A 19,107-nucleotide genomic window follows, 5' to 3' on the forward strand; every position below is an offset into this window, starting at 1 on the left:
GATACTCTAAGGAGAGAAACATGCCTCGAGTCAAACGTGGGGTAACCGCACGGGCCCGCCACAAGAAGATCATCAACCTGGCCAAGGGTTATCGCGGCCGCCGCAATAACGTCTACCGCATCGCCAAGCAGGCGGTGATGCGCGCTGGTCAGTACGCGTACCGCGATCGCCGCAACAAGAAGCGTGTGTTCCGCGCACTGTGGATCACGCGTATCAACGCGGCAGTTCGCCAGCACGACATGACCTACAGCGTGTTCATCAACGGCCTGAAGAAGGCGTCGATCGAACTCGACCGTAAGGTGCTGGCCGACATGGCGGTGTTCGACAAGGCTGCTTTTGCTGCGATCGTCAAGCAAGTGAAAGCCGCCGTTGCAGCCTAATTGCGAAATTAGCACTGCGTGGTTAGTTGCAGCGATGATCCGGTAGTCTCGGCCGCTGCAGCGAAAACGGGGCTCTTCCGAGCCCCTTTTTTGTTTGGTGGAGCAGTTTCGCTCACCAAGACCGAATGACGTTGGAAATGATGGGATCTATGGATCTGGACCAGATTGTCGCCGACGCGCAGCAGTCCTTCGAACAGGCTGCCGACATCACCACGCTCGAAAACGAGAAAGCACGATTTCTCGGCAAGTCGGGTGCGCTGACCGAGTTGCTGAAAGGCCTCGGCAAGCTCGATCCCGAAGCACGCAAGACCGAAGGCGCACGCATCAACGTCGTGAAGCAGCAGGTCGAAGCCGCGCTGACCGCACGTCGCCAGGCGCTGGCCGACGCGCTGTTGAACCAGCGCCTCGCCACCGAGGCGATCGACGTGACGTTGCCGGGCCGCGGCGCCGGCGCAGGCAGCCTGCACCCCGTAATGCGCACGTGGGAGCGCGTCGAACAGATTTTCGGCTCGATCGGTTTCGACGTGGCCGACGGTCCCGAAATCGAGACCGACTGGTACAACTTCACGTCGCTGAACAGCCCGGAGAACCATCCGGCGCGTTCGATGCAGGACACCTTCTACGTCGAAGGCAAGGACGCCGACGGCCGCCAGTTGCTGCTGCGCACGCACACGAGCCCGATGCAGGTGCGTTACGCGCGCATGAACCGTCCGCCGATCAAGGTGATCGCGCCGGGCCGCACGTATCGCGTCGACAGCGATGCGACCCACTCGCCGATGTTCAATCAGGTCGAGGGGCTGTGGATCGACGAAAACATCAGCTTCGCCGACCTCAAGGGCGTCTATACCGACTTCCTGAAAAAATTCTTCGAGCGCGACGACATCCTCGTGCGCTTCCGTCCGTCGTATTTCCCGTTTACGGAACCGTCGGCCGAAATCGACATGATGTTCGAGCAAGGCAAGAACGCCGGCAAGTGGCTCGAGATCTCCGGCTCGGGGCAGGTACATCCGACCGTGATTCGCAACATGGGCCTCGATCCCGAGCGCTACATCGGCTTCGCGTTCGGCAGCGGCCTCGAGCGCCTGACGATGCTGCGCTACGGCGTCCAGGATCTCCGGCTGTTCTTCGAGAACGACCTGCGTTTCCTGCGCCAGTTCGCATAACGCCGCTCGCCGCGCCGACCTGTGCCCGCGCACGCCCCGACGGATGATCCGATGGGGCCCGGGCGTCGATCTAACCTGTTTCGAACGTAGACATCCATGCAATTCCCTGAATCCTGGTTGAGAACCTTTGTCGACCCGCAGCTCACGACCGACGAACTGTCGCATGCGCTGACGATGGCGGGGCTCGAAGTCGAATCGCTGAGCAAGGCTGCGCCGCCGACGTCGAAGATCGTCGTCGGCCGCGTGCTCGAAGTCGTCAAGCATCCGGATGCGGACAAGCTCAATGTCTGCCAGGTCGACGCCGGCACCGGCGCGACGCTGAATATCGTCTGCGGTGCGCCGAACGTGGCGCCCGGCATCAAGGTGCCGGTCGCGCTGGTCGGCGCGGAACTGCCGCCGGCAGAAGAGGGCGGCAAGCCGTTCGCGATCAAGCTGTCGAAGCTGCGCGGCGTGGAGAGCCAGGGGATGCTGTGCTCGGCGCGCGAGCTGAAGCTGTCCGAGGACCACAGCGGCCTGCTGATCCTGCCGGAAGACACGCCGGTCGGTCAGGACATCCGCGAGACGCTCAATCTCGACGACACGATCTTCGAAATCAAGCTGACGCCGAACAAGGCCGACTGCCTGTCCGTGTTCGGTATCGCGCGCGAGACGGCCGCGATCACCGGCGCGCCGCTGACGCCGGTCGACATCCGCCCGGTGCGCGTCGAGCTCGACGAAACGCTGCCGGTGCGCATTGCCGCGCCGGATCTGTGCGGCCGTTTCTCGGGTCGCGTGATCCGTGGCGTGAACGCGCACGCGAAGACGCCGCAGTGGATGGTCGAGCGCCTCGAGCGTTCGGGCCAGCGCAGCGTGTCCGCGCTCGTCGACATCTCGAACTACGTGATGTTCGAGCTCGGCCGCCCGTCGCACGTGTTCGATCTCGACAAGATCCACGGCGGCATCGAGGTGCGCTGGGGCAAGCGCGGCGAATCGCTGAAGCTGCTCAATGGCAACACGGTCGAGCTGGACGAAACGGTCGGCGTGATTTCGGATGACCGCCAGGTCGAAAGCCTGGCCGGCATCATGGGCGGCGACAGCACCGCCGTCACGCTCGACACGACCAACATCTACCTGGAAGCCGCGTTCTGGTGGCCGGACAGCGTCCGCGGCCGCGCGCGCAAGTACAACTTCTCGACCGATGCGGCGCATCGCTTCGAGCGCGGCGTCGATTACGCGACGACCGTCGAGCACGTCGAACGCATCACGCAACTGATTCTCGAGATCTGCGGCGGCAAGGCCGGCCCGGTCGACGATCAGTCCGTGAACCTGCCGCAGCGCGTGCCGGTGAAGATGCGCGTGTCGCGCGCGAACCGCATCATCGGCGTGAAGATCGGCGCCGACGAAATCGCCAGCATTTTCACGCGCCTCGGCCTGCCGTTCGAGCTTGAAGACGACGCGTTCCTCGTCACGCCGCCGTCGCACCGCTTCGACATCGAGATCGAGGAAGACCTGATCGAGGAAGTGGCGCGTATCTACGGCTTCGAGAAGATCCCCGCGCGTCCGCCGGTTGCGACGAGCGAAATGCGTGCGACCAACGAGACGCGGCGCTCGATCCACGACATCCGTCACGCGCTTGCCGCGCGCGACTATGCGGAAACCGTCAACTTCAGCTTCGTCGATGCGGAGTGGGAGCACGATTTCGCGGGCAACGACAACCCCATCCGGCTGCTGAACCCGATCGCGAGCCAGCTTTCGGTGATGCGCACGACGCTGTTCGGCAGCCTGATCGCCGTGCTGCGCCACAACCTGAACCGCCGCGCCGATCGCGTGCGGGTGTTCGAGTCGGGCCGGGTGTTCGTCGCCGATCCGTCGGTGAAGGCCGGCGAGCTGGCTGTCGAGGGTCATGCGCAGCCGAAGCGTGTCGGCGCGCTTGCGTACGGTCCGGCACTCGACGAGCAGTGGGGCGCAGCGACCCGCGCGGTCGATTTCTTCGACGTGAAGGGCGATCTCGAGGCGCTGCTCGCGCCCGCGGCCGCACGTTTCGTGAAGGCAGAGCATCCGGCCCTCCATCCGGGTCGCAGCGCGCGGATCGAGGTCGATGGCCGCGCGGTCGGCTGGATCGGCGAGCTGCACCCGCGCCTGATGCAGAAGTACGAGCTGCCGCACGCGCCGGTGATGTTCGAGATCGATGCGGACGCGCTGATTGCGCGTGCGCTGCCCGCGCCGACCGACGTGTCGAAATTCCCTCCGGTACGTCGCGATATCGCCGTTGTCGTCGATCAGGCGGTCGAGGTTCAGGCACTTTTCGACGAAATGAAGAAGGCGCTTGCAGAAGAGGCCTGCCGATTCGTTCAGAAGGTTGTACTCTTCGACGAATTTCGTGCAAAATCAAATACTTCCGGTGGTCTTGCCGCGCACGAGAAGAGCCTTGCCTTCCGCGTGACGCTGCAGGACGCGGCTGGCACGCTACAGGACGAGGTCGTCGATCAGGCGATCCAGACGCTGGTCGAGCGGATGGCTCGCGCCGGTGCGCGCCTGCGCGGCTAAGGAGAGGGCCCGCCCGTTCGCGGGCGGCTTTTTCCCATCGTAAGTTTTGATTCAACGCGCTGTATGGCAGATATGAACGACATGACCTCGAGTGAATTCGAAGCCCTCCTGACGGCGCAACGCAGCGCCATGAACCGCGACGCTTCGGCGCCGGCGTCCACCGAGACGCCCACGCTGACGAAAGCGGAACTGGCGGAGCTGCTGTTCGACAGCGTCGGGCTGAACAAGCGTGAAGCGAAGGACATGGTCGAGGCGTTTTTCGAAGTGATCCGCGACGCGCTCGAAAACGGCGAAAGCGTCAAGCTGTCGGGATTCGGCAATTTCCAGTTGCGCGACAAGCCGCAGCGTCCGGGCCGCAATCCGAAGACGGGCGAGGCGATTCCGATCGCGGCCCGCCGGGTAGTAACCTTCCACGCGAGCCAGAAGCTGAAGGCGCTGGTCGAAAACGGCACGGAGTAACGTCCCGCGCGCTGACGTCCCCGCGCGGCCGCCGCGCACCCTTACCGACGGTTAACCGACGATGACCACCACGGTTGAGAAAGTCGTTTTGCCTCCGATTCCCGCGAAGCGCTACTTCACGATTGGTGAAGTCAGCGAACTGTGCGGGGTCAAGCCGCACGTGCTGCGTTACTGGGAACAGGAATTCACTCAGCTTCGGCCGGTGAAGCGGCGCGGCAATCGTCGGTATTACCAGCATCACGAAGTGCTGCTGATCCGGCGGATTCGCGAGCTGCTGTACGAGCAGGGGTTCACGATCAACGGCGCGCGCAACCGGCTCGATTCGCCGGGCGGCGAGCGGGCCGCGGCGGAGCCGGTCGAACCCGACGAGGTGCAGGCCGCCGACACGCGCGTGTCGGGCAAGACGGGCGCAACGGTCGACGTCGTCGCGTTGCGGCAGGCGCTGCTCGACGTGATCGACGGACTGAAGCACGACTGAGCGCACAGCGCGAAGGATGAAATGAAAAGCCCGGTTGGCGACGCGCCACCGGGCTTTTTTCATGCATGTCGCGCACACGGATCAGCGCGACGCGAGCGGATTCTTCTGTCCCATGTCGACGACCAGCGTGCCGTCCGGCAGCATCCGCACCGAGCCCTGCGCGACCTGGCTGCGGTAGCCGTACAGGTCGAAGCGCATCGGGCCGGCCTCGGCCGAATTCCGGATCAGCGCGCGCACGTTCAGTTCGAGCACGTTGAACATCTTCATGTCGCCGCCTTCCATCCACATGTAGCTCGGTGCATCGATCTGCGGCCGCTTCGGCGCGGGCGTGCCCGCCGCACGCCGGAACGTGAGGCGCAGCCCGTCGCGCTCGACCGTTGCCTGCCCGAGCTTGCCGTTCAGCACCGGCGGCGGGAATACGGTGTACTGGTCGAGCACCAGCGTGTCGCCGCGCAGTTCCGCGCCGCGACGCTGCAGCGGCGTCAACGAAGCGAGCTCGATGCCGAGCGAGCGCAGCAGCTTCGCCTGCGGAATGCCGAGCACCGACACCTGGGACGGCTTGAACGCGAGGTGCCGGTCATCCAGCACCGTCAGAGAGCCCTTCATGTCGGTCGGTAGCCAGACGCCCGGCACGTGATTCCACAGCTTGATGCCGCCCTGGACGCGCAGGTTCTGGCCATCCGCGCTCAGCTGCAGGTTGTTCAGCGAGCGCGGCGAGTAGTCGAGCAAATAGTTGTTGAAGAGCGCGGACATCGCCTTCCACGACTCGACGACCGTGCCGCCGAGAATGCGGATGTCGTACTGGTTCGGATCGTCGAGATCGACGGGCTCGCCGGGACGCTTCGACACGAGTTCGACGTCGAGATCCTCGACATGGAAGCCGATATCGCCGGACAGGTTGAAGTCGACGTTGCGCAGATGGATCGTCGGGTTGCGGTTCGACACGTGACGTTCGTTGAACGGCGTGGTCGACGCGCGCCGCATCGCGACCTTCTGCATGCCGGGTCGCGCCGTGTCCGCCGCGAGCGCGTAGGCTTCCCAGTGCTGGCGCACGTCGCGCAGCGCATTCTGCTGCACGGCGAGGAAGCTGTCGTTCAGGCGCGCTGCCGCATTGCCGAGCGGCGCGCCGCTGGTCGGGCCCGTGTACGAAGGCATGCGGATTGCCATCGCACCGTTTTCGTCGAAATTGAAGTAGCCGGCCGACACCTGGTCGCGATAGTGATACAGGTCGAACACGAAATTCTGGTCGCGTTTCGTCGGATCGACCGGCCCGATCAGGATGTCCGCATTCATCGGCATCGAGCGCATGAACTTCACGTCGCCGCCGCGGATGACCATCGCCTGCTGAGGCGCGTTCGCAGGCATCGCGAAGCCTGCATGCGTGCCGTCGTCGAGCGCGAGGTCGAGGCCGGCCGGCGTCACGCGCAGCGCGGTGATCGTGAGCTTCAGGCGCGGCGGCGGCATCAGCTTGTCGACCGACATCACGAGATCGTCGCCGGCGAGCTGCGCGATCGGCGTCCGGACCTTCAGCAGGTCGGCCATTTTCACATTGGCCGCGCGCATCACCGGCTGCGCGTTGATGCCCGACACGCGCACGCCGGTCGGGTGGAACACGAGCTGGCTGCCGTCGCGGATCGCGAGCGTGCCGGTCAGCGAGAACGGCACCCAGCCGTCGCGCTGCATCTCGCCTTGCAGATGGATCACGCCATCGCCGGCCGACACGGCGAGCTTGCGCAGCGGTGCGTTGCGGTAACCGAAGATGTAGGTGTCGAAGAGGGCGGTCAGCTTCGCGTTGTCGAGCGTGACCGTGCCTTCGTGCACGTCGATCTCGAAGCTCGTCGGATCGTCGAACACGATCGGCGCGCCGGTCTGCGTCGGCACGAGCGTGGCCGACAACTGATGGATGAAGAAGCCGAGGTTGTTGACGATGCGGAAATCGACGTCGCGCAGGAACGTCATCGCGCCGTTCTGGCCCGAGTCGCGCAGCGTGAACGGGCGCGGTTGCGTGAGGCTGATCGATGCGAGCGACGGCACGGTGCGCGCGATCTGCTGCTCGCGGGCGAGGCGTTCGGCTTTGGTGCGCTCGATCTTCGTCGACGCGACCGACGTGTTGCCGTCGCGCTGCGCGGACGATTCCGCACAGCCGGTGCAGAGCAGCGCGAGCGCCAGCGCGCCGCAGCCGAACACGCGGGATGTCTTGTGCGAGACCGGGGCGGCCGCGCGTCGCGGGCCGGAAATCCAGTCGAAAATTGCCAAAGGCGAGCGATGGCCGCGCCGGACCGCATTCCGCATCGTCTGTCTCCATGTCTTGTCGTGATCGACGGCGGCGCGCGCCACTGCACGGCGCGAGCGTCGATGCCGTGCAGTGTGTCATAGCGCGCTAGAGCGGCGTTACCAAACAACGGGCGCACGGGCGCGGCGAGCCGGCGGGCTGCGGGACAACGGATTCGGCGTGGCGGGGCGGCCGGATCAAACGGCTGTTTGGTTTGTGCGGGCCCTGCGCCAACGTATTTTCCGGCGAACCGACAAACCCGCTGCCAGCCTTGGCCGGCGCGGGTTTACCGGATTCGCGATGCGGCGGCCGATGCGGTCGGAACGAGCGTGCGATCCGGCACCGTCGTGGCCGCCCGCAGGGCCGATCAGACCAGCATGCGCTGCCGGATGGCGTTCAGCGTCGCCTGGTCGAGTTGCAGGCCGTTCACGATGTACGACGTCATCGAGCCGTACGACGCGGTGACCTGATCGAATGCCGCCTGCAGATAATCGGCGTGCGCGCCTTGCAGCGCGGTCATCATGTCTGCCGCATTTTGCCCGCCGGCTTTTTGAGCCTGGGCGACAGACGCGGCAATTCCGGATGCGCTATACACGTTGGTCAGCAGGTAGTCCGCGAAAATCGTTTGCTGAGAGAGGCCGAGGATCGTGTGCAGAATCGCGGTCGCCCAGCCGGTACGATCCTTCCCGGCCGTGCAGTGTAAGACCAGGTTTTCGCCGGCATCGGCGAAGCCGGTGAACAGCGCGTGATAGCTTGCATGTGCGGTGTCCGATGTCACGAACGCCCGGTACATGCTTAGCATGAATGCCGTTGCGGTCGCGCCGGTGGTCGGAATCGGGCCGATACTGGCAGCCCCGAGCACGTTGAGGTTTTGCCAGGTGGCGCCGGCCAGCGGCACATCCGGCTGCGCCTTGATCTCGGCGGGCGTGCGCAGATCGCAGACCTGCCTGATGCCCAGCGTGCCGATGGTCGCGACGTCGTCGGCGGACAATGCGAGCGCGGATGAGCGATAGATCACGCCTTTCTTCATCGTCGCGCCGCTGGTCGCTACATAACCGGTTCCGTCGGGTCCGGCCGTGTCGCGAAAGTTCGACGCCGAACCCAGCCGCGGCGTCGTGACCGGCGCGACCGAAATCGAGTCGCCGCCGCATGCCGACAGGAGCGATGCGCTTCCCAGTGCCATGCCTATCGTGCCGGCGCCCAACCGGAGAAAATGTCGACGGGATATTTCGTTTTTCTGATGCATTCGATGCCCTGTGTCGGAGACGGGTACAAGACGTCGCGACCGCGGCGGCGACCGGAGCCGCCTGCCGCATCGCGGGCGACGCGGCACAGCCGGGGCGGCCCGGATCGATCGGCTTGCAGTCGGACGGTTCGCCGTGCGCATCAATCTCGCGCCGGGTTACCGCACGGTAGCGATCCGCGGCGAAACAGCCATCGTCCTTTTCGATTAGGGAGGAATGCGGGTTGCCGGTGCGGGTCGTGCTGCGTCGACAAGTACGATCGATGGCGACGGCGAGGTAAGATCGGCGTCATGGCTGTATGGATCAAAACACTTGGCCATCACGGGGAAGCGTCATGGATCTGAAGGAAGTCGACGTATTGGGTGCGGGTGTGGGCAATCACTGGTACTACGCGTCGAAGGCGAGCGCGATCCGTCGGTTCCTGGGCGCGTCGGGTGCGAACCGGATACTCGACGTCGGTGCAGGCTCCGGTTTCTTCTCGAAGCACTTGCTCGAACGCACGCAGGCGACGGAAGCGTGGTGCGTCGATACGAGCTACGCCGACGATACCGATGAGGAGACGGCCGGCAAGCCCATCCACTTCCGGCGGTCCGTCGAGCGATTCGATGCCGATCTCGTTCTGCTGATGGACGTGCTCGAGCATGTCGACGACGATGTCGGGCTGCTGACGCAGTACGTGAAGGGAGCGCCTCCGGGCAGCCGGTTCCTGATCACGGTTCCCGCGTTCCAGTTCCTCTGGAGCGGCCATGACGATTTTCTCGAGCACAAACGCAGGTATACGCTCGGCGGTCTCGAGGATGTGGTTCGTCGTGCAGGGCTCGACGTCGAGCGCGGCGCCTATTACTTCGGCCTCACGTTTCCGCTCGCGGCAGCGCTGCGGCTGGGCGAGCGGGTGCGTCGGCATCCGCGCGAGCCGGCGTCGCAATTGCGCCGGCACCATCCGCTCGTCAACGGCTTGCTCAAGGCGATCTGTCGCGTCGAGTTGCCGATGTTCCGGTTCAATCGCGTTGTTGGCCTGACGGTCATCTGCGTTGCGCGCAAGCGGTGAATGCGATGCGGGCACCGTGTGGTCGGGGCGTGTATTGCGCCGGGATGTGCGTCGCCACCCGTAGCGGTGCCGTTGCGCCAAAAAATTTCACAAGAACATGCACAAAATGCATGCGACCCGATTCTAAATCGGAAAAGTGTCTGTTATACTTTTCTTCTTTCGGGGCGTAGCGCAGCCTGGTAGCGTACCTGCATGGGGTGCAGGTGGTCGGAGGTTCAAATCCTCTCGCCCCGACCAGACAAGAACCCGCGTCGGCTTAGGCTGACGCGGGTTTTTTCTTGCCGGTCGCTTTTTTGCACATCGCGGCGCGGCCCCGGTAAAATGCAAGGTTGATCCACGGAAAGCGCCGTGATTTAGCGGAAGAGGATTCCCCGAACATGACTGATCTTCGTCTTACCATGCGGTTCGCTGCAGTGCTCGCCACCGGCGCGCTCGTTGCCGGTTGCGGTACGTCGTCGCCCACGAAAGTGGACTACAAGAGCGATTCGAAATCGAAGGAAGCGTCGCTCGCAGTGCCGCCCAACATGCTCGACGAGACGGCCGATCAGCGTTCGCTGCCGCCCCAGGGCGGCGCGACTTCCCTGTCTGCGCTTCAGCAGGTCCAGCAGGCGGCGCCTGCGCTGGACACCGTCGCTCCGGCCGTGACCGGCATGCATATCCAGCGCGACGGCACCGAAAGTTGGCTCGTGATCGACGGCAAGCAGCCGGCCGACATCTGGCCGCAGGTGCGTCGTTTCTGGCAGGAGCAGGGCTTCCTGCTCGTCGTCGACCAGCGCGACAAGGGCGTGATGGAAACCGACTGGAACGAAACCCATCCGCAGATCAACGACGGCCTGATCCGTAGCGTGATCTCGAAGGCGATGGGCAACTCGTACGTGACGGCCGAGCGCAACAAGTACCGCACGCGTCTCGACTCGGCGCCGAACGGCGGCACCTACGTGTTCATCAGCCAGAAGGGGATGCGCGAGGCGATCACCGGCTCGAACAACGATTCGAGCAAGTGGGAGGCGAAGCCGAACGATCCGGCGCTCGAGACCGAATACCTGAAGCGGCTGATGGCCGTGCTCGCGCAGAACGAGCAGCGCGCGAAGAACGGCGAGCCGCCGATCGCGAACATCAAGGACAACGCGGTGCCGAAGGACAAGAAGGCCGACGCCGACGCATCGTCGAAGGCTGCCGCCGCGATCGCCGCGCAGAACGTCTCGCGCACGTCGGCGCAAGGCAATGATGCGGCCGACGCGGCCGTGCCGTCCGAAGTCACGCTTGGCGAGCCGTACGACCGGTCGTGGCTGCACGTCGGTCTGGCGCTCGATCGAGCGAACTTCACGGTCGACGATCGCGATCGCTCGAAGGGGCTGTATTTCGTGCGCTACGTCGATCCGAAGGATCTGAGTTCGGCCGAGCAGGGCTTCTGGAGCCAGTTGTTCCACGGCAAGAAGGAAAAGCAGGCGAAGCAGTACCGTGTCAACGTGAAGGCGCTCACGTCGGACCAGACGCGCGTCGCGGTCGTCGACGATTCGGGCGCGATCGACTCGTCGTCGCCGGCTCGCCAGATCATGGGGCTGCTCGTGAATCAGCTTCGCTGATCCCGACGTTTCTCCATATCAGTGAAAAGCCCGCCATTCGGCGGGCTTTTTTCATGGCCGCTCGCCTGCGAGCAGCTTGCGCGCGCATGTGCGAAAGGTTCGGTCCCTCCTCGTGACGTTACGTAACATCCGTGCGTTACGGCGGCAGAACGCGTGTCACATTGTCGACGACGGAAAAATTATCCTTATAAATCAATGACGTGATCGGCATTCGATGCCTGGCACGCAACCTGCTTTATATGTTGGAATCGTTAGAGCAGGGAGGCTGGCGTCAGATACCGGGTGTGCGCTGCGAGCGCCCGATCAACGGTATCGACGCCTTCAAATGCCGGCGCGACAAGCGCTGGCGCAACTGATGACGATCCGCGCCAACGTGCGGATCTCGATGGCCCCGTCGCCTATCCTCGTAGGGCGACGGTTTCGCCCGCGCTTCTCCGAAGCGCGGGCTATTTTTTTGGGGCCGTCGTGCAGTGTCGCATCGGCGCGGGCGATGCGTGACTCGCGTATCCTCGGACTTTTCTGGATGAAGGAGTCGGGAATGGCGGAAATTGCAGTCGTGGCGCTGATCGTCGCGAAGCCGGGCGCCGAGGAAAAGCTGCGCACCATGCTCGAAGGGATCGTCGAGCCGACCCGCAACGAAGTCGGTGCGTTGCAGTACGACCTGCACCGGGACCTGAAGGAGCCCGCGCGGTTCGTATTCGTCGAGCGTTGGGAGAGCGAGGAGGCGCTGGTCGCCCATGCGCGTTCCGCGCACATTCTCGCGTATCGAGAAGCGGCCGCGGACTGGATCGAAAGTTCCGAAATCCGCGTGCTGTCGAAGCTCGTCTGAGCAGGGTGGGGCGACCGGACGTGTCCGGTCGCAGCGGCGCGTCAGTGCGACGTGCCGGGTACGTCGAGGATCAGGATGATCGTCCAGTCGGCGTCGCCGTCGTGATGATACTGGCGCTCGGCGACGATGAACGGTTGCTGCTTGCCTTGCGGGCCAAGGAAAAGCACGTCGCCCTCCATCGGCAGGCACTCGATCGGCGGCAGCGCGAGAAACGCGTCGGCCGAGCCGCGGGGCATCAGTTGCTTGATCTGGCGAGTGGCGGCTTCGGTCCACTCGATGTCGAGTTGAATGTTGCTCATGCTGTCCTCCGCACCGGGGTGCGCACGGGTGGAAAATTTCGGTGCGCGACTTTAGCACAGCGCGCGGGCGCCGCAACCAAAAAAGCCGAACCCGGTTGCCCGGATTCGGCTTTTTACTTGTGCGGTGCGGCCGAACTTACTGGCTGGCAGCGTCTGCGGCCTTGGCAGCCTTCTTGCCGGCCTTCTTCGCAGCAGCCTTGTGGTGAGCAGCCTTCTTGCCGTGGTGATGCTCTTCCTGCATCGCCGGCTGAGCGGCTTCGGCCGCTTGCTGCTGCTGCAGCGCCTGTGCGCGCTGCTCGATCTCGGAGATCTTGGCCGGATCGGTAATGGTCTTGATTTCCGTGCTCTCTTGCGCATACGCTGCGCCAGTCAGCGCCGACATCGCTACCAGGATAGCCAGGGACGTCTTCTTCATTGCTTTACCTCCGCTAAGTGGTGATGAACCCGAATGTTGCCGTTTTGTCTGGCGACTGCAAACGAGTGCGTGTCGAGTGTAACAAAAGTGACGGATCAATGTGCACCGGATCTTGGCGCAACGCAAGGCCGCGTTGAAGTCGCGCAACACTCCGCGCACTTCGCACGCGCCTGCCATCCCGGGCGGCGCTGCCATTCCGCTCCCGTATCCGCGCGGCCGTCAGAACCACCCGAGCCATCGGTAGACGTGGAATTGCGCGATGCCGACCAGTTCGTGCAGCGCCTGCTCGGCGTTGGCCACGTTGCGCCAGCGTGGCAGCCAGCCCGTTTGCGCGCGCCGGCGATTCGCATAAACGGGCTGCGGATCGATGCCGAATCGGCGGAAATCGAGCAGGGCGCGGCGCATCTGATAGGACGAGGTGACGAGAATGCGTGCGTCGTCATACTGTGGGCGTAGTATAGACGCAGTGAATTTCGCGTTTTCGTAGGTTGTGCGGCTGTTCGGTTCAAGAACGAGGTCGCCGGGAGCGACGCCTTCCGCGACGAGCCGGCGTCCATATACGGCCGCCTCGGTTTCACCGTGATGCTGCGGGTCGCCGCCCGACATCACCACGGTGCAGCGTTCGGCCTGCTGCCGGCACACGCGATAGAGCGCCGCAACCTTGTGGATGCGCGCGACGCCATCGGGTGGCGGCTGCAGCCCGGAGTCGGTGCGATGCGTGCCGGCGCCGATGAGAATCAGCGTGGTCCGCCCATGCATGGTGGGGTGCTCGACCGGCACGACGCCTGCCTCGGTCCACGCGATCAGCGGTGCGGCGAGCCAGCCTGTCGCGAGCAGCCAGAACACCGCAACGGCGGCGATCGAGATGAATCGTCGCAGCTTGCGGCAGAGCATGAAACAGATGAAGAGAAGTACAAATGAATCGAACAGAATCAATTTGATTGGGGTATGGTGTCTTTTTATGGACGGCTGACGATCCGGCCCTGAAGCGACGCCGAACGTCGGCCTCCAGAATCGGTGGCGGTATCGGCGGGCGGAGACCCTGCCCGGCGCGCCGCTTCGCATTGTCGCTGCACTTTAAGAAAGAATCGAGATGGCCACGTATTCCAACGAAGCGGTGCTCGACGCATTGAGACGAGTGCAGTACCGCCAGGTACCGTGGGCACGCCGCCCGGGCGTGTTCGAGTATCTCCGTTCGCTCGGGCTGATGGACACGGTCAGGCAGAAGACCGTCGCCCCCGCACCGGGTTTCCACGCGCCGGTGGATATCGCGGTGCTGACCGACAGCGGTCGAGCCGAATTTTCCCGCCTCGAGCGCGACGAGAAATTACTTTCCTGGACCGATCGCCGCATGGACGACTACGCATTGAGCGAAGCGAGCGCCGTGGCGATTCTCGAAAGCCGCCTGTAGCGGCGGGCCATCCCGCCTGGTGGGTCGCCGCGCGAGCCGGCGATGCCAAAAAAAAGCCCGTATCGCGAGGATACGGGCGTACCGGATACTTTTGCTGTTGCCACGCTGTGCTCATGGCAACGATGTGACTCGCCGCATGCGGCGCAGTTCCCGAAAGCGGGCATTTTCTTTGACGAAATCCTGATATTGGCGGGACTACGGATGACGCGGCATGTCGGACGGCTGCGAGCCGATGCGCGCACGCGCATTGCTGGCGATGTCGCCGCGCAGGTCGCCGCGCGGCACGGTTTGCCGGCCGGACTGGGCGGCAGGCGGCGGCTGGCGGAGGGTGTTGCCGTGATCCTGCTGGCGATGGGGCGGTTTCGTGCGATCGTCGGCGTGAGCTGGAGCGGTCAGCGCCAGGGAAATGACAATGCCGCATGCGACGAGCAGTGACATTGGTTTCATGGCGGGGGCTCCCTTCAAGCCGTCGATGCGGCCTGTTGATATATCGCTAAGGTAAGCGCGGGAGTGCAGGCTTGCTGTAAATATTGGTAAATAGATGTATCGCGGCACGACAGCGGTAATCGACGGCAACGCAGGCGTCGCGAAAAGGTCGCGTCGCAGAAAGAAACCGGGCGGCCGAAGCCGCCCGATCGAGCATTCGTTACGCCATCTTGACGGGCGCGCGCCAGGATTCCGGATTGGTCCAGAAGGCGCCGCGCAACCGGTCGCGGCTCGGCGGTGCGGGCGGCTTCGCGGCGCTCGCGCCGATGCGCCCGCGCAGCGAGATCTGCCGGCCGCTCGTGCCGAGTCGCTTCACGATTTCGGCGAGCGTGCCGTCCGCCTGCCATTCGTCGAAGCGACGGCGGCAGGTCGGCGGTGACGGATAGCGGCCCGGCAGCTTCGACCAGCCTTCACCCGTCGACAGCACCCACAACACGGCGTTCACCACCGACCGGGCTTCCACGCGGGGACGGCCGCGCCGTTCACTCCGTGCGGGTTCCGAGCAAAACAGACCCTCGACCAGCGCCCACTCGTTATCTCTCAAATCGTCGAACAGCATCATGTCCTCACCTCAGCGAAGCTAACTCCGGTGCGCTGCCCTGCGCCGCGCACTCTTCAAGCACTCGATCGTCGAGTGCCGGGTGGGGGCGTCCGGTTGGCCGGCAGCGGCGTTTCTGCCTTTCCATCCGACGAAACCTACGCCCTGTGCGCCAGGTTATGCACGAAGCGTGCCACGTCGGAGGCGAATCCCTCGAGAGCCGCTTGGCAGCGAGCTAACGGCTAAGTCAGCTAGGGGCGTATAAGACGCCAAAATAACCCGCCAGCAAATCGGGACAATCACCAATCTTGTGCAGTTCGCCCGTGCTGCGTGCGTATGCGTGTGTATTGCACCGCAGCGAAACATGACCGGCCGGTGCCGCATTCGCACATCGAAGCCGGATTCGTGCATTAAAATCGCGCATCGATATCGACGATTGATGAGGTCAGGAGATGAACGTCACGCTGCGCCAGCTTCGCGTATTCATCGAGGTAGCGCGGCTCAAGAGCTTCAGTCGCGCGGGTGACGAGATAGGGCTCACGCAGTCCGCGGTCAGCCGCTGCGTGCGCGAGCTCGAGGCCGAGCTCGGGCTGAAGCTGATCGACCGCACGACGCGCGACGTGCAACTGACCGACGTCGGCGCGAACCTGATCGCGAGCGTGTCGCGTCTGATCGACGATCTCGACGATACGCTGCGCGAGATTCGCGAGATCGGCGAGCAGCGCCGCGGGCGGGTGATCGTCGCGGCGAGCCCGACGATCGCCTGCAGGCTGATGCCGCGCGTGGTTGCATCGTGCGAGCGCCAGTTCCCGTTCGTGACGCTCGGCCTGCGCGACGACGTGCAGAGTGACGTGTTGCGCAAGGTGAAGTCGAGCGAGGTCGATTTCGGCGTCGTGATCGGGCCGCTTACGGTCGCCGATCTCGTCTGCGAGCCGTTGATGACCGATTCGTTCTGCCTCGTCGCGCGTGCCGACCATCCGCTCGCGGCGCGTGCCGAGGTGCCGTGGACGGCGCTGGACGGCGAGCGCCTCGTGCTCCTCGATCATGCGTCGGGCAGCCGGCCGCTGATCGATGCCGCGCTGGCCGCCCACCACGTCAACGCGACGGTCATGCAGGAGCTCGGGCATTCGGCGACCGTATTCGGGCTCGTCGAGGCCGGCGTCGGCGTAAGCGTGCAGCCGTGGCTGTCGTTGCCGCTGCCGGCCGGCTCGACGCTCGTCGCGCGGCCGCTCACGCCGCGTACCGAGCGCACGGTCGAACTGGTGCGCCGCCGCGACAGGTCGTTGTCGCCTGCGGCGCAGGCGATCTGGGAACTGGTGCGGCAGATGCCGGCGAGGGCGGAAGACCTCGACTGACGCGCGCGGACGCGCGACAGCCCGGCTTGCGGGTCGGTACACTACGCGGATCGTGTTCCTCGACGGTGGTTCTCGATGGTGCATTCCTCGGATTTTTCCCTGACGACCGGCGAGCCGGCGGCGCGCGCCGCGGTGCACGCGCTGCGGCCGTCGCTGATCCGGGAGGTGGCGAACGCCGGCTTCGGCGTGCCGGACATGCTGCCGTTCTGGTTCGGCGAGTCGGACCGCGTGACACCGGATTTCATCCGCGATGGCGCAACGGCGGCGCTGCGCGATGGTGCGACCTTCTACACGCACAACCTCGGCACTGCGCCGCTGCGCGATGCGATTGCGGCTTACGTGAGCGCGCGTCACGGCGCGACGGCGGCCGACACGGTGGCCGTGACGAGTTCGGGCGTGAACGCGCTGATGCTGGCCGCGCAGATGCTGGTCGGCCCGGGCGAGCGCGTCGTCGCGGTCACGCCGCTCTGGCCGAATCTCGTCGAGATTCCGAAAATCCTCGGCGCGCAGGTCGAATGCGTGCCGCTCGGTTATGGCGACGCGGGCTGGCGGCTCGATGTCGATCGGCTGCTTGCCGCGCTGACGCCCGATACGCGGATGCTGCTGGTCAACTCGCCGAACAATCCGACCGGCTGGACGATGTCGCGCGAGGATCAGCAGGCCGTGCTGGCCCATTGCCGCCGTCACGGCATCTGGCTGGTAGCCGACGAGGTGTACGAACGGCTCGCGTTCGGCGAGGGCGGCGCGCCGTCGTTCCTCGATATCGCCTCGCGAGACGAGCGGGTCGTTGTCGTGAATTCGTTCTCGAAGGCATGGGCGATGACGGGCTGGCGGCTGGGGTGGCTCGTTGCGCCGGCATCGGTGATGGGCGACCTGTCGAAGCTCGTCGAATACAACACGTCGTGTGCACCGGGCTTCGTGCAGGCCGCGGGCGAAGTCGCGCTGCGCGACGGCGAACCGTTCGTGCAGTCGTTCGTCGCGGCGCTGCGCGACGCGCGCGATCACCTGGTCGCCGCGCTGCGGACGCTGCCGGGCGTCGAAGTGCCGCCCCCGCCGGGCGCGATGTACCTGTTCCTGCGATTGCCGGGCGCGGCCGACAGTCTCGCGTTCTGCAAGACACTGGTGCGCGACGCGGGGCTCGGGCTTGCGCCCGGGCGGGCATTCGGCCCGGAGGGGGAAGGATTCGTGCGCTGGTGCTACGCATGCGATCCGGCGCGACTCGACGCGGGCGTCGAGCGGCTGCGCCGGTTTCTCGCGCACGGCGCGGCCGCCAGCTGAAGCGGGGTCGGAGCGGGCGCGGCGTACTGGCGGCGAGCCAATCTGCTCATCTTTACGCACCGGGCAATTTTGCGTAATATGGCGCTCAGTCACGCGGTTCCGTCGTTGAGCCGTGCTGTTCCGTCCGGTTTGGGCCTGGCCTGAAGTTGGTTCGCCGCCCCCGGTTCGTGCTCCCATCAATATGACCGATCAGAATCGGGCGAGCGCGTCTTCCGTTCCTTTCGTCTGTTTGTTGATCCGGTTCGTTTGACCACAGGGTCTGGCCTAGCTGCATGAATACCCAAGAGGCGAAGATCGTCCTCGAGACTGCTTTGATCTGCGCGCAGGAACCGCTGAAGCTCGGCGATTTGCGCAAGCTCTTTGCCGACGGCGTGTCGGCTGACACGGTCCGCACGTTGCTCGAAGATCTGAAACAGGATTGGTCCGGCCGCGGCGTCGAACTGGTGGCGCTGGCGACCGGATGGCGCTTCCAGAGCAAGCCGGCGATGCGTCACTATCTGGATCGCCTGCATCCCGAGAAGCCGCCGAAATATTCGCGCGCGGTGCTCGAAACGCTCGCGATCATCGCGTACAGGCAGCCGGTCACGCGCGGCGACATCGAAGAGATTCGCGGCGTCACGGTCAATACGCAGGTGGTCAAGCAGCTCGAGGATCGCAGCTGGATCGAAGTGATCGGTCATCGTGACGTGCCGGGACGTCCGGCGCTGTATGCGACGACCAAGCAGTTCCTCGACGATCTCGGCCTGAAGGCGCTCGACGACCTGCCCGCGCTCGAAGAGCCGGCCGCGAACATCGAGGCCGCGCTGCTTGCGCAGCAGGCAATGGACTTCGACGGCGACGTACCGGTTGCCGACGACGCGCCGCAAGCCGGCGACGCAGCGGCTGACGTGCTGCAAGCGCACGCGGATGAAGCATCCGCCGGATTGCCGGGCGATGCCGCGTCGATGCAGGAAATGCCGAACCGCGCTACGCTCGATGGTGATCTCGGGCAAGCGGAGCAAACGGAACAGGTTGGTGCCGAAGCAGTGCCGACCAATGTGCAGCCCGAGCCGCTGCGCGCGGATTGGAGCGAGGAAGATCGCAAGCCGGCCGCCGAAGTGGCTGCCGGAGACGGAGCGGAAGCGGCCGGCGACATGCCCGGCGAGGCTGGCCAGGCCGACGCCTTCCGTTCCCGTCCCGCGGACGGCGAGATGCTGGACGACACGTCCGACAGTCTCGCCGATGCCGTACGAAGCGCCAGTGCGCCCATCGGCGCCGACGCGCTGCCGGACGACGAAGCAGAACCCGAACAGCGTCGCGCCTGAACGCGGCCAACTTCTTGCCGCGCCCGCGCCGGGCGC

18 protein-coding genes, 1 tRNA gene and 1 pseudogene are annotated in these 19,107 nt (G+C 65.0%); 13 read left to right on the forward strand and 7 right to left on the reverse strand.

From position 1 onward, the window contains the following. Positions 1 to 20: 20 nt before the first annotated feature. From rplT to ABD05_RS13185, 5 genes are all read left to right on the forward strand, one after another. Positions 21 to 380: a 50S ribosomal protein L20 gene (rplT, locus tag ABD05_RS13165; RefSeq protein ID WP_004192938.1), complete on the forward strand. Its 360-nt coding sequence runs from the start codon at positions 21 to 23 to the stop codon at positions 378 to 380. A gap of 149 nt (positions 381 to 529) precedes the next feature. Further along, entirely contained in the window at positions 530 to 1,543 is a 1,014-nt protein-coding gene (pheS, locus tag ABD05_RS13170; RefSeq protein WP_047900506.1) for a phenylalanine--tRNA ligase subunit alpha, read from the forward strand. A 96-nt stretch (positions 1,544 to 1,639) separates the two neighbouring features. After that, positions 1,640 to 4,069 carry a phenylalanine--tRNA ligase subunit beta gene (gene pheT, locus ABD05_RS13175; RefSeq protein ID WP_047900507.1) on the forward strand — a complete coding sequence of 810 codons (2,430 nt, stop codon included), beginning with the start codon at positions 1,640 to 1,642 and terminating at the stop codon, positions 4,067 to 4,069. Positions 4,070 to 4,141: 72 nt separating this feature from the next. Continuing rightward, positions 4,142 to 4,528, forward strand: coding sequence for an integration host factor subunit alpha (locus tag ABD05_RS13180; protein ID WP_046545481.1), 387 nt, complete (start codon positions 4,142 to 4,144; stop codon positions 4,526 to 4,528). A 61-nt stretch (positions 4,529 to 4,589) separates the two neighbouring features. Then, positions 4,590 to 5,006 (forward strand): MerR family transcriptional regulator, encoded by a 417-nt coding sequence (locus ABD05_RS13185; RefSeq protein WP_047900508.1) that lies wholly within the window; start codon positions 4,590 to 4,592, stop codon positions 5,004 to 5,006. An 81-nt stretch (positions 5,007 to 5,087) separates the two neighbouring features. Here ABD05_RS13185 and ABD05_RS13190 read toward each other — a convergent pair whose 3' ends face one another. After that, positions 5,088 to 7,298 (reverse strand): hypothetical protein, encoded by a 2,211-nt coding sequence (locus tag ABD05_RS13190; RefSeq protein ID WP_047901198.1) that lies wholly within the window; start codon positions 7,296 to 7,298, stop codon positions 5,088 to 5,090. Positions 7,299 to 7,645: 347 nt separating this feature from the next. After that, the gene (locus ABD05_RS13195) at positions 7,646 to 8,524 is read right to left on the reverse strand and encodes a tyrosine-protein phosphatase (RefSeq protein ID WP_047900509.1); all 879 of its coding nucleotides are present in this window, start codon (positions 8,522 to 8,524) and stop codon (positions 7,646 to 7,648) included. 332 nt (positions 8,525 to 8,856) lie between these two features. On the opposite strand from ABD05_RS13195, the gene ABD05_RS13200 reads away from it, so the two are divergent. The 4 genes from ABD05_RS13200 (at position 8,857) to ABD05_RS13215 (ending at position 11,985) form a co-directional block, all read left to right on the forward strand. Next, on the forward strand, positions 8,857 to 9,570 hold the full coding sequence (locus ABD05_RS13200; RefSeq protein WP_047900510.1) for a class I SAM-dependent methyltransferase: 714 nt from the start codon (positions 8,857 to 8,859) through the stop codon (positions 9,568 to 9,570). A gap of 160 nt (positions 9,571 to 9,730) precedes the next feature. Beyond that, a tRNA-Pro gene (locus ABD05_RS13205) sits at positions 9,731 to 9,807 on the forward strand. A gap of 140 nt (positions 9,808 to 9,947) precedes the next feature. Then, positions 9,948 to 11,156, forward strand: a complete 1,209-nt coding sequence (gene bamC, locus ABD05_RS13210; RefSeq protein WP_047900511.1) for an outer membrane protein assembly factor BamC — start codon at positions 9,948 to 9,950, stop codon at positions 11,154 to 11,156. 538 nt (positions 11,157 to 11,694) lie between these two features. Continuing rightward, on the forward strand, positions 11,695 to 11,985 hold the full coding sequence (locus ABD05_RS13215) for a putative quinol monooxygenase (protein WP_047900512.1): 291 nt from the start codon (positions 11,695 to 11,697) through the stop codon (positions 11,983 to 11,985). 41 nt (positions 11,986 to 12,026) lie between these two features. Here ABD05_RS13215 and ABD05_RS13220 read toward each other — a convergent pair whose 3' ends face one another. The 3 genes from ABD05_RS13220 to ABD05_RS13230 form a co-directional block, all read right to left on the reverse strand. Beyond that, on the reverse strand, positions 12,027 to 12,284 hold the full coding sequence (locus tag ABD05_RS13220; protein WP_034184019.1) for a hypothetical protein: 258 nt from the start codon (positions 12,282 to 12,284) through the stop codon (positions 12,027 to 12,029). Between the two features lie 136 nt (positions 12,285 to 12,420). Next, on the reverse strand, positions 12,421 to 12,699 hold the full coding sequence (locus tag ABD05_RS13225; protein WP_011351789.1) for a hypothetical protein: 279 nt from the start codon (positions 12,697 to 12,699) through the stop codon (positions 12,421 to 12,423). 219 nt (positions 12,700 to 12,918) lie between these two features. Beyond that, complete coding sequence (locus ABD05_RS13230; protein ID WP_047900513.1) at positions 12,919 to 13,635, reverse strand: YdcF family protein; 717 nt, start codon at positions 13,633 to 13,635, stop codon at positions 12,919 to 12,921. Between the two features lie 157 nt (positions 13,636 to 13,792). Here ABD05_RS13230 and ABD05_RS13235 point away from each other — a divergent pair, with 157 nt between their 5' ends. Next, positions 13,793 to 14,110 carry a hypothetical protein gene (locus ABD05_RS13235; RefSeq protein ID WP_006495354.1) on the forward strand — a complete coding sequence of 106 codons (318 nt, stop codon included), beginning with the start codon at positions 13,793 to 13,795 and terminating at the stop codon, positions 14,108 to 14,110. Between the two features lie 195 nt (positions 14,111 to 14,305). Here ABD05_RS13235 and ABD05_RS38905 read toward each other — a convergent pair whose 3' ends face one another. Together ABD05_RS38905 and ABD05_RS13245 are read right to left on the reverse strand one after the other, a co-directional pair. After that, positions 14,306 to 14,557: a hypothetical protein gene (locus tag ABD05_RS38905; protein ID WP_047900514.1), complete on the reverse strand. Its 252-nt coding sequence runs from the start codon at positions 14,555 to 14,557 to the stop codon at positions 14,306 to 14,308. 202 nt (positions 14,558 to 14,759) lie between these two features. Next, positions 14,760 to 15,155, reverse strand: a pseudogene (locus tag ABD05_RS13245) (transposase); the annotation flags it as partial. A gap of 431 nt (positions 15,156 to 15,586) precedes the next feature. Here ABD05_RS13245 and ABD05_RS13250 point away from each other — a divergent pair. The 3 genes from ABD05_RS13250 (at position 15,587) to scpB (ending at position 19,071) form a co-directional block, all read left to right on the forward strand. Then, positions 15,587 to 16,489, forward strand: coding sequence for a LysR family transcriptional regulator (locus ABD05_RS13250; protein ID WP_047900515.1), 903 nt, complete (start codon positions 15,587 to 15,589; stop codon positions 16,487 to 16,489). 75 nt (positions 16,490 to 16,564) lie between these two features. Further along, on the forward strand, positions 16,565 to 17,767 hold the full coding sequence (locus tag ABD05_RS13255) for a pyridoxal phosphate-dependent aminotransferase (RefSeq protein WP_047900516.1): 1,203 nt from the start codon (positions 16,565 to 16,567) through the stop codon (positions 17,765 to 17,767). A gap of 272 nt (positions 17,768 to 18,039) precedes the next feature. Beyond that, entirely contained in the window at positions 18,040 to 19,071 is a 1,032-nt protein-coding gene (gene scpB / locus ABD05_RS13260) for an SMC-Scp complex subunit ScpB (RefSeq protein ID WP_047900517.1), read from the forward strand. Positions 19,072 to 19,107 lie beyond the last annotated feature (36 nt).

The sequence above is a fragment of the Burkholderia pyrrocinia genome (assembly GCF_001028665.1).
GTDB lineage: Bacteria > Pseudomonadota > Gammaproteobacteria > Burkholderiales > Burkholderiaceae > Burkholderia > Burkholderia pyrrocinia.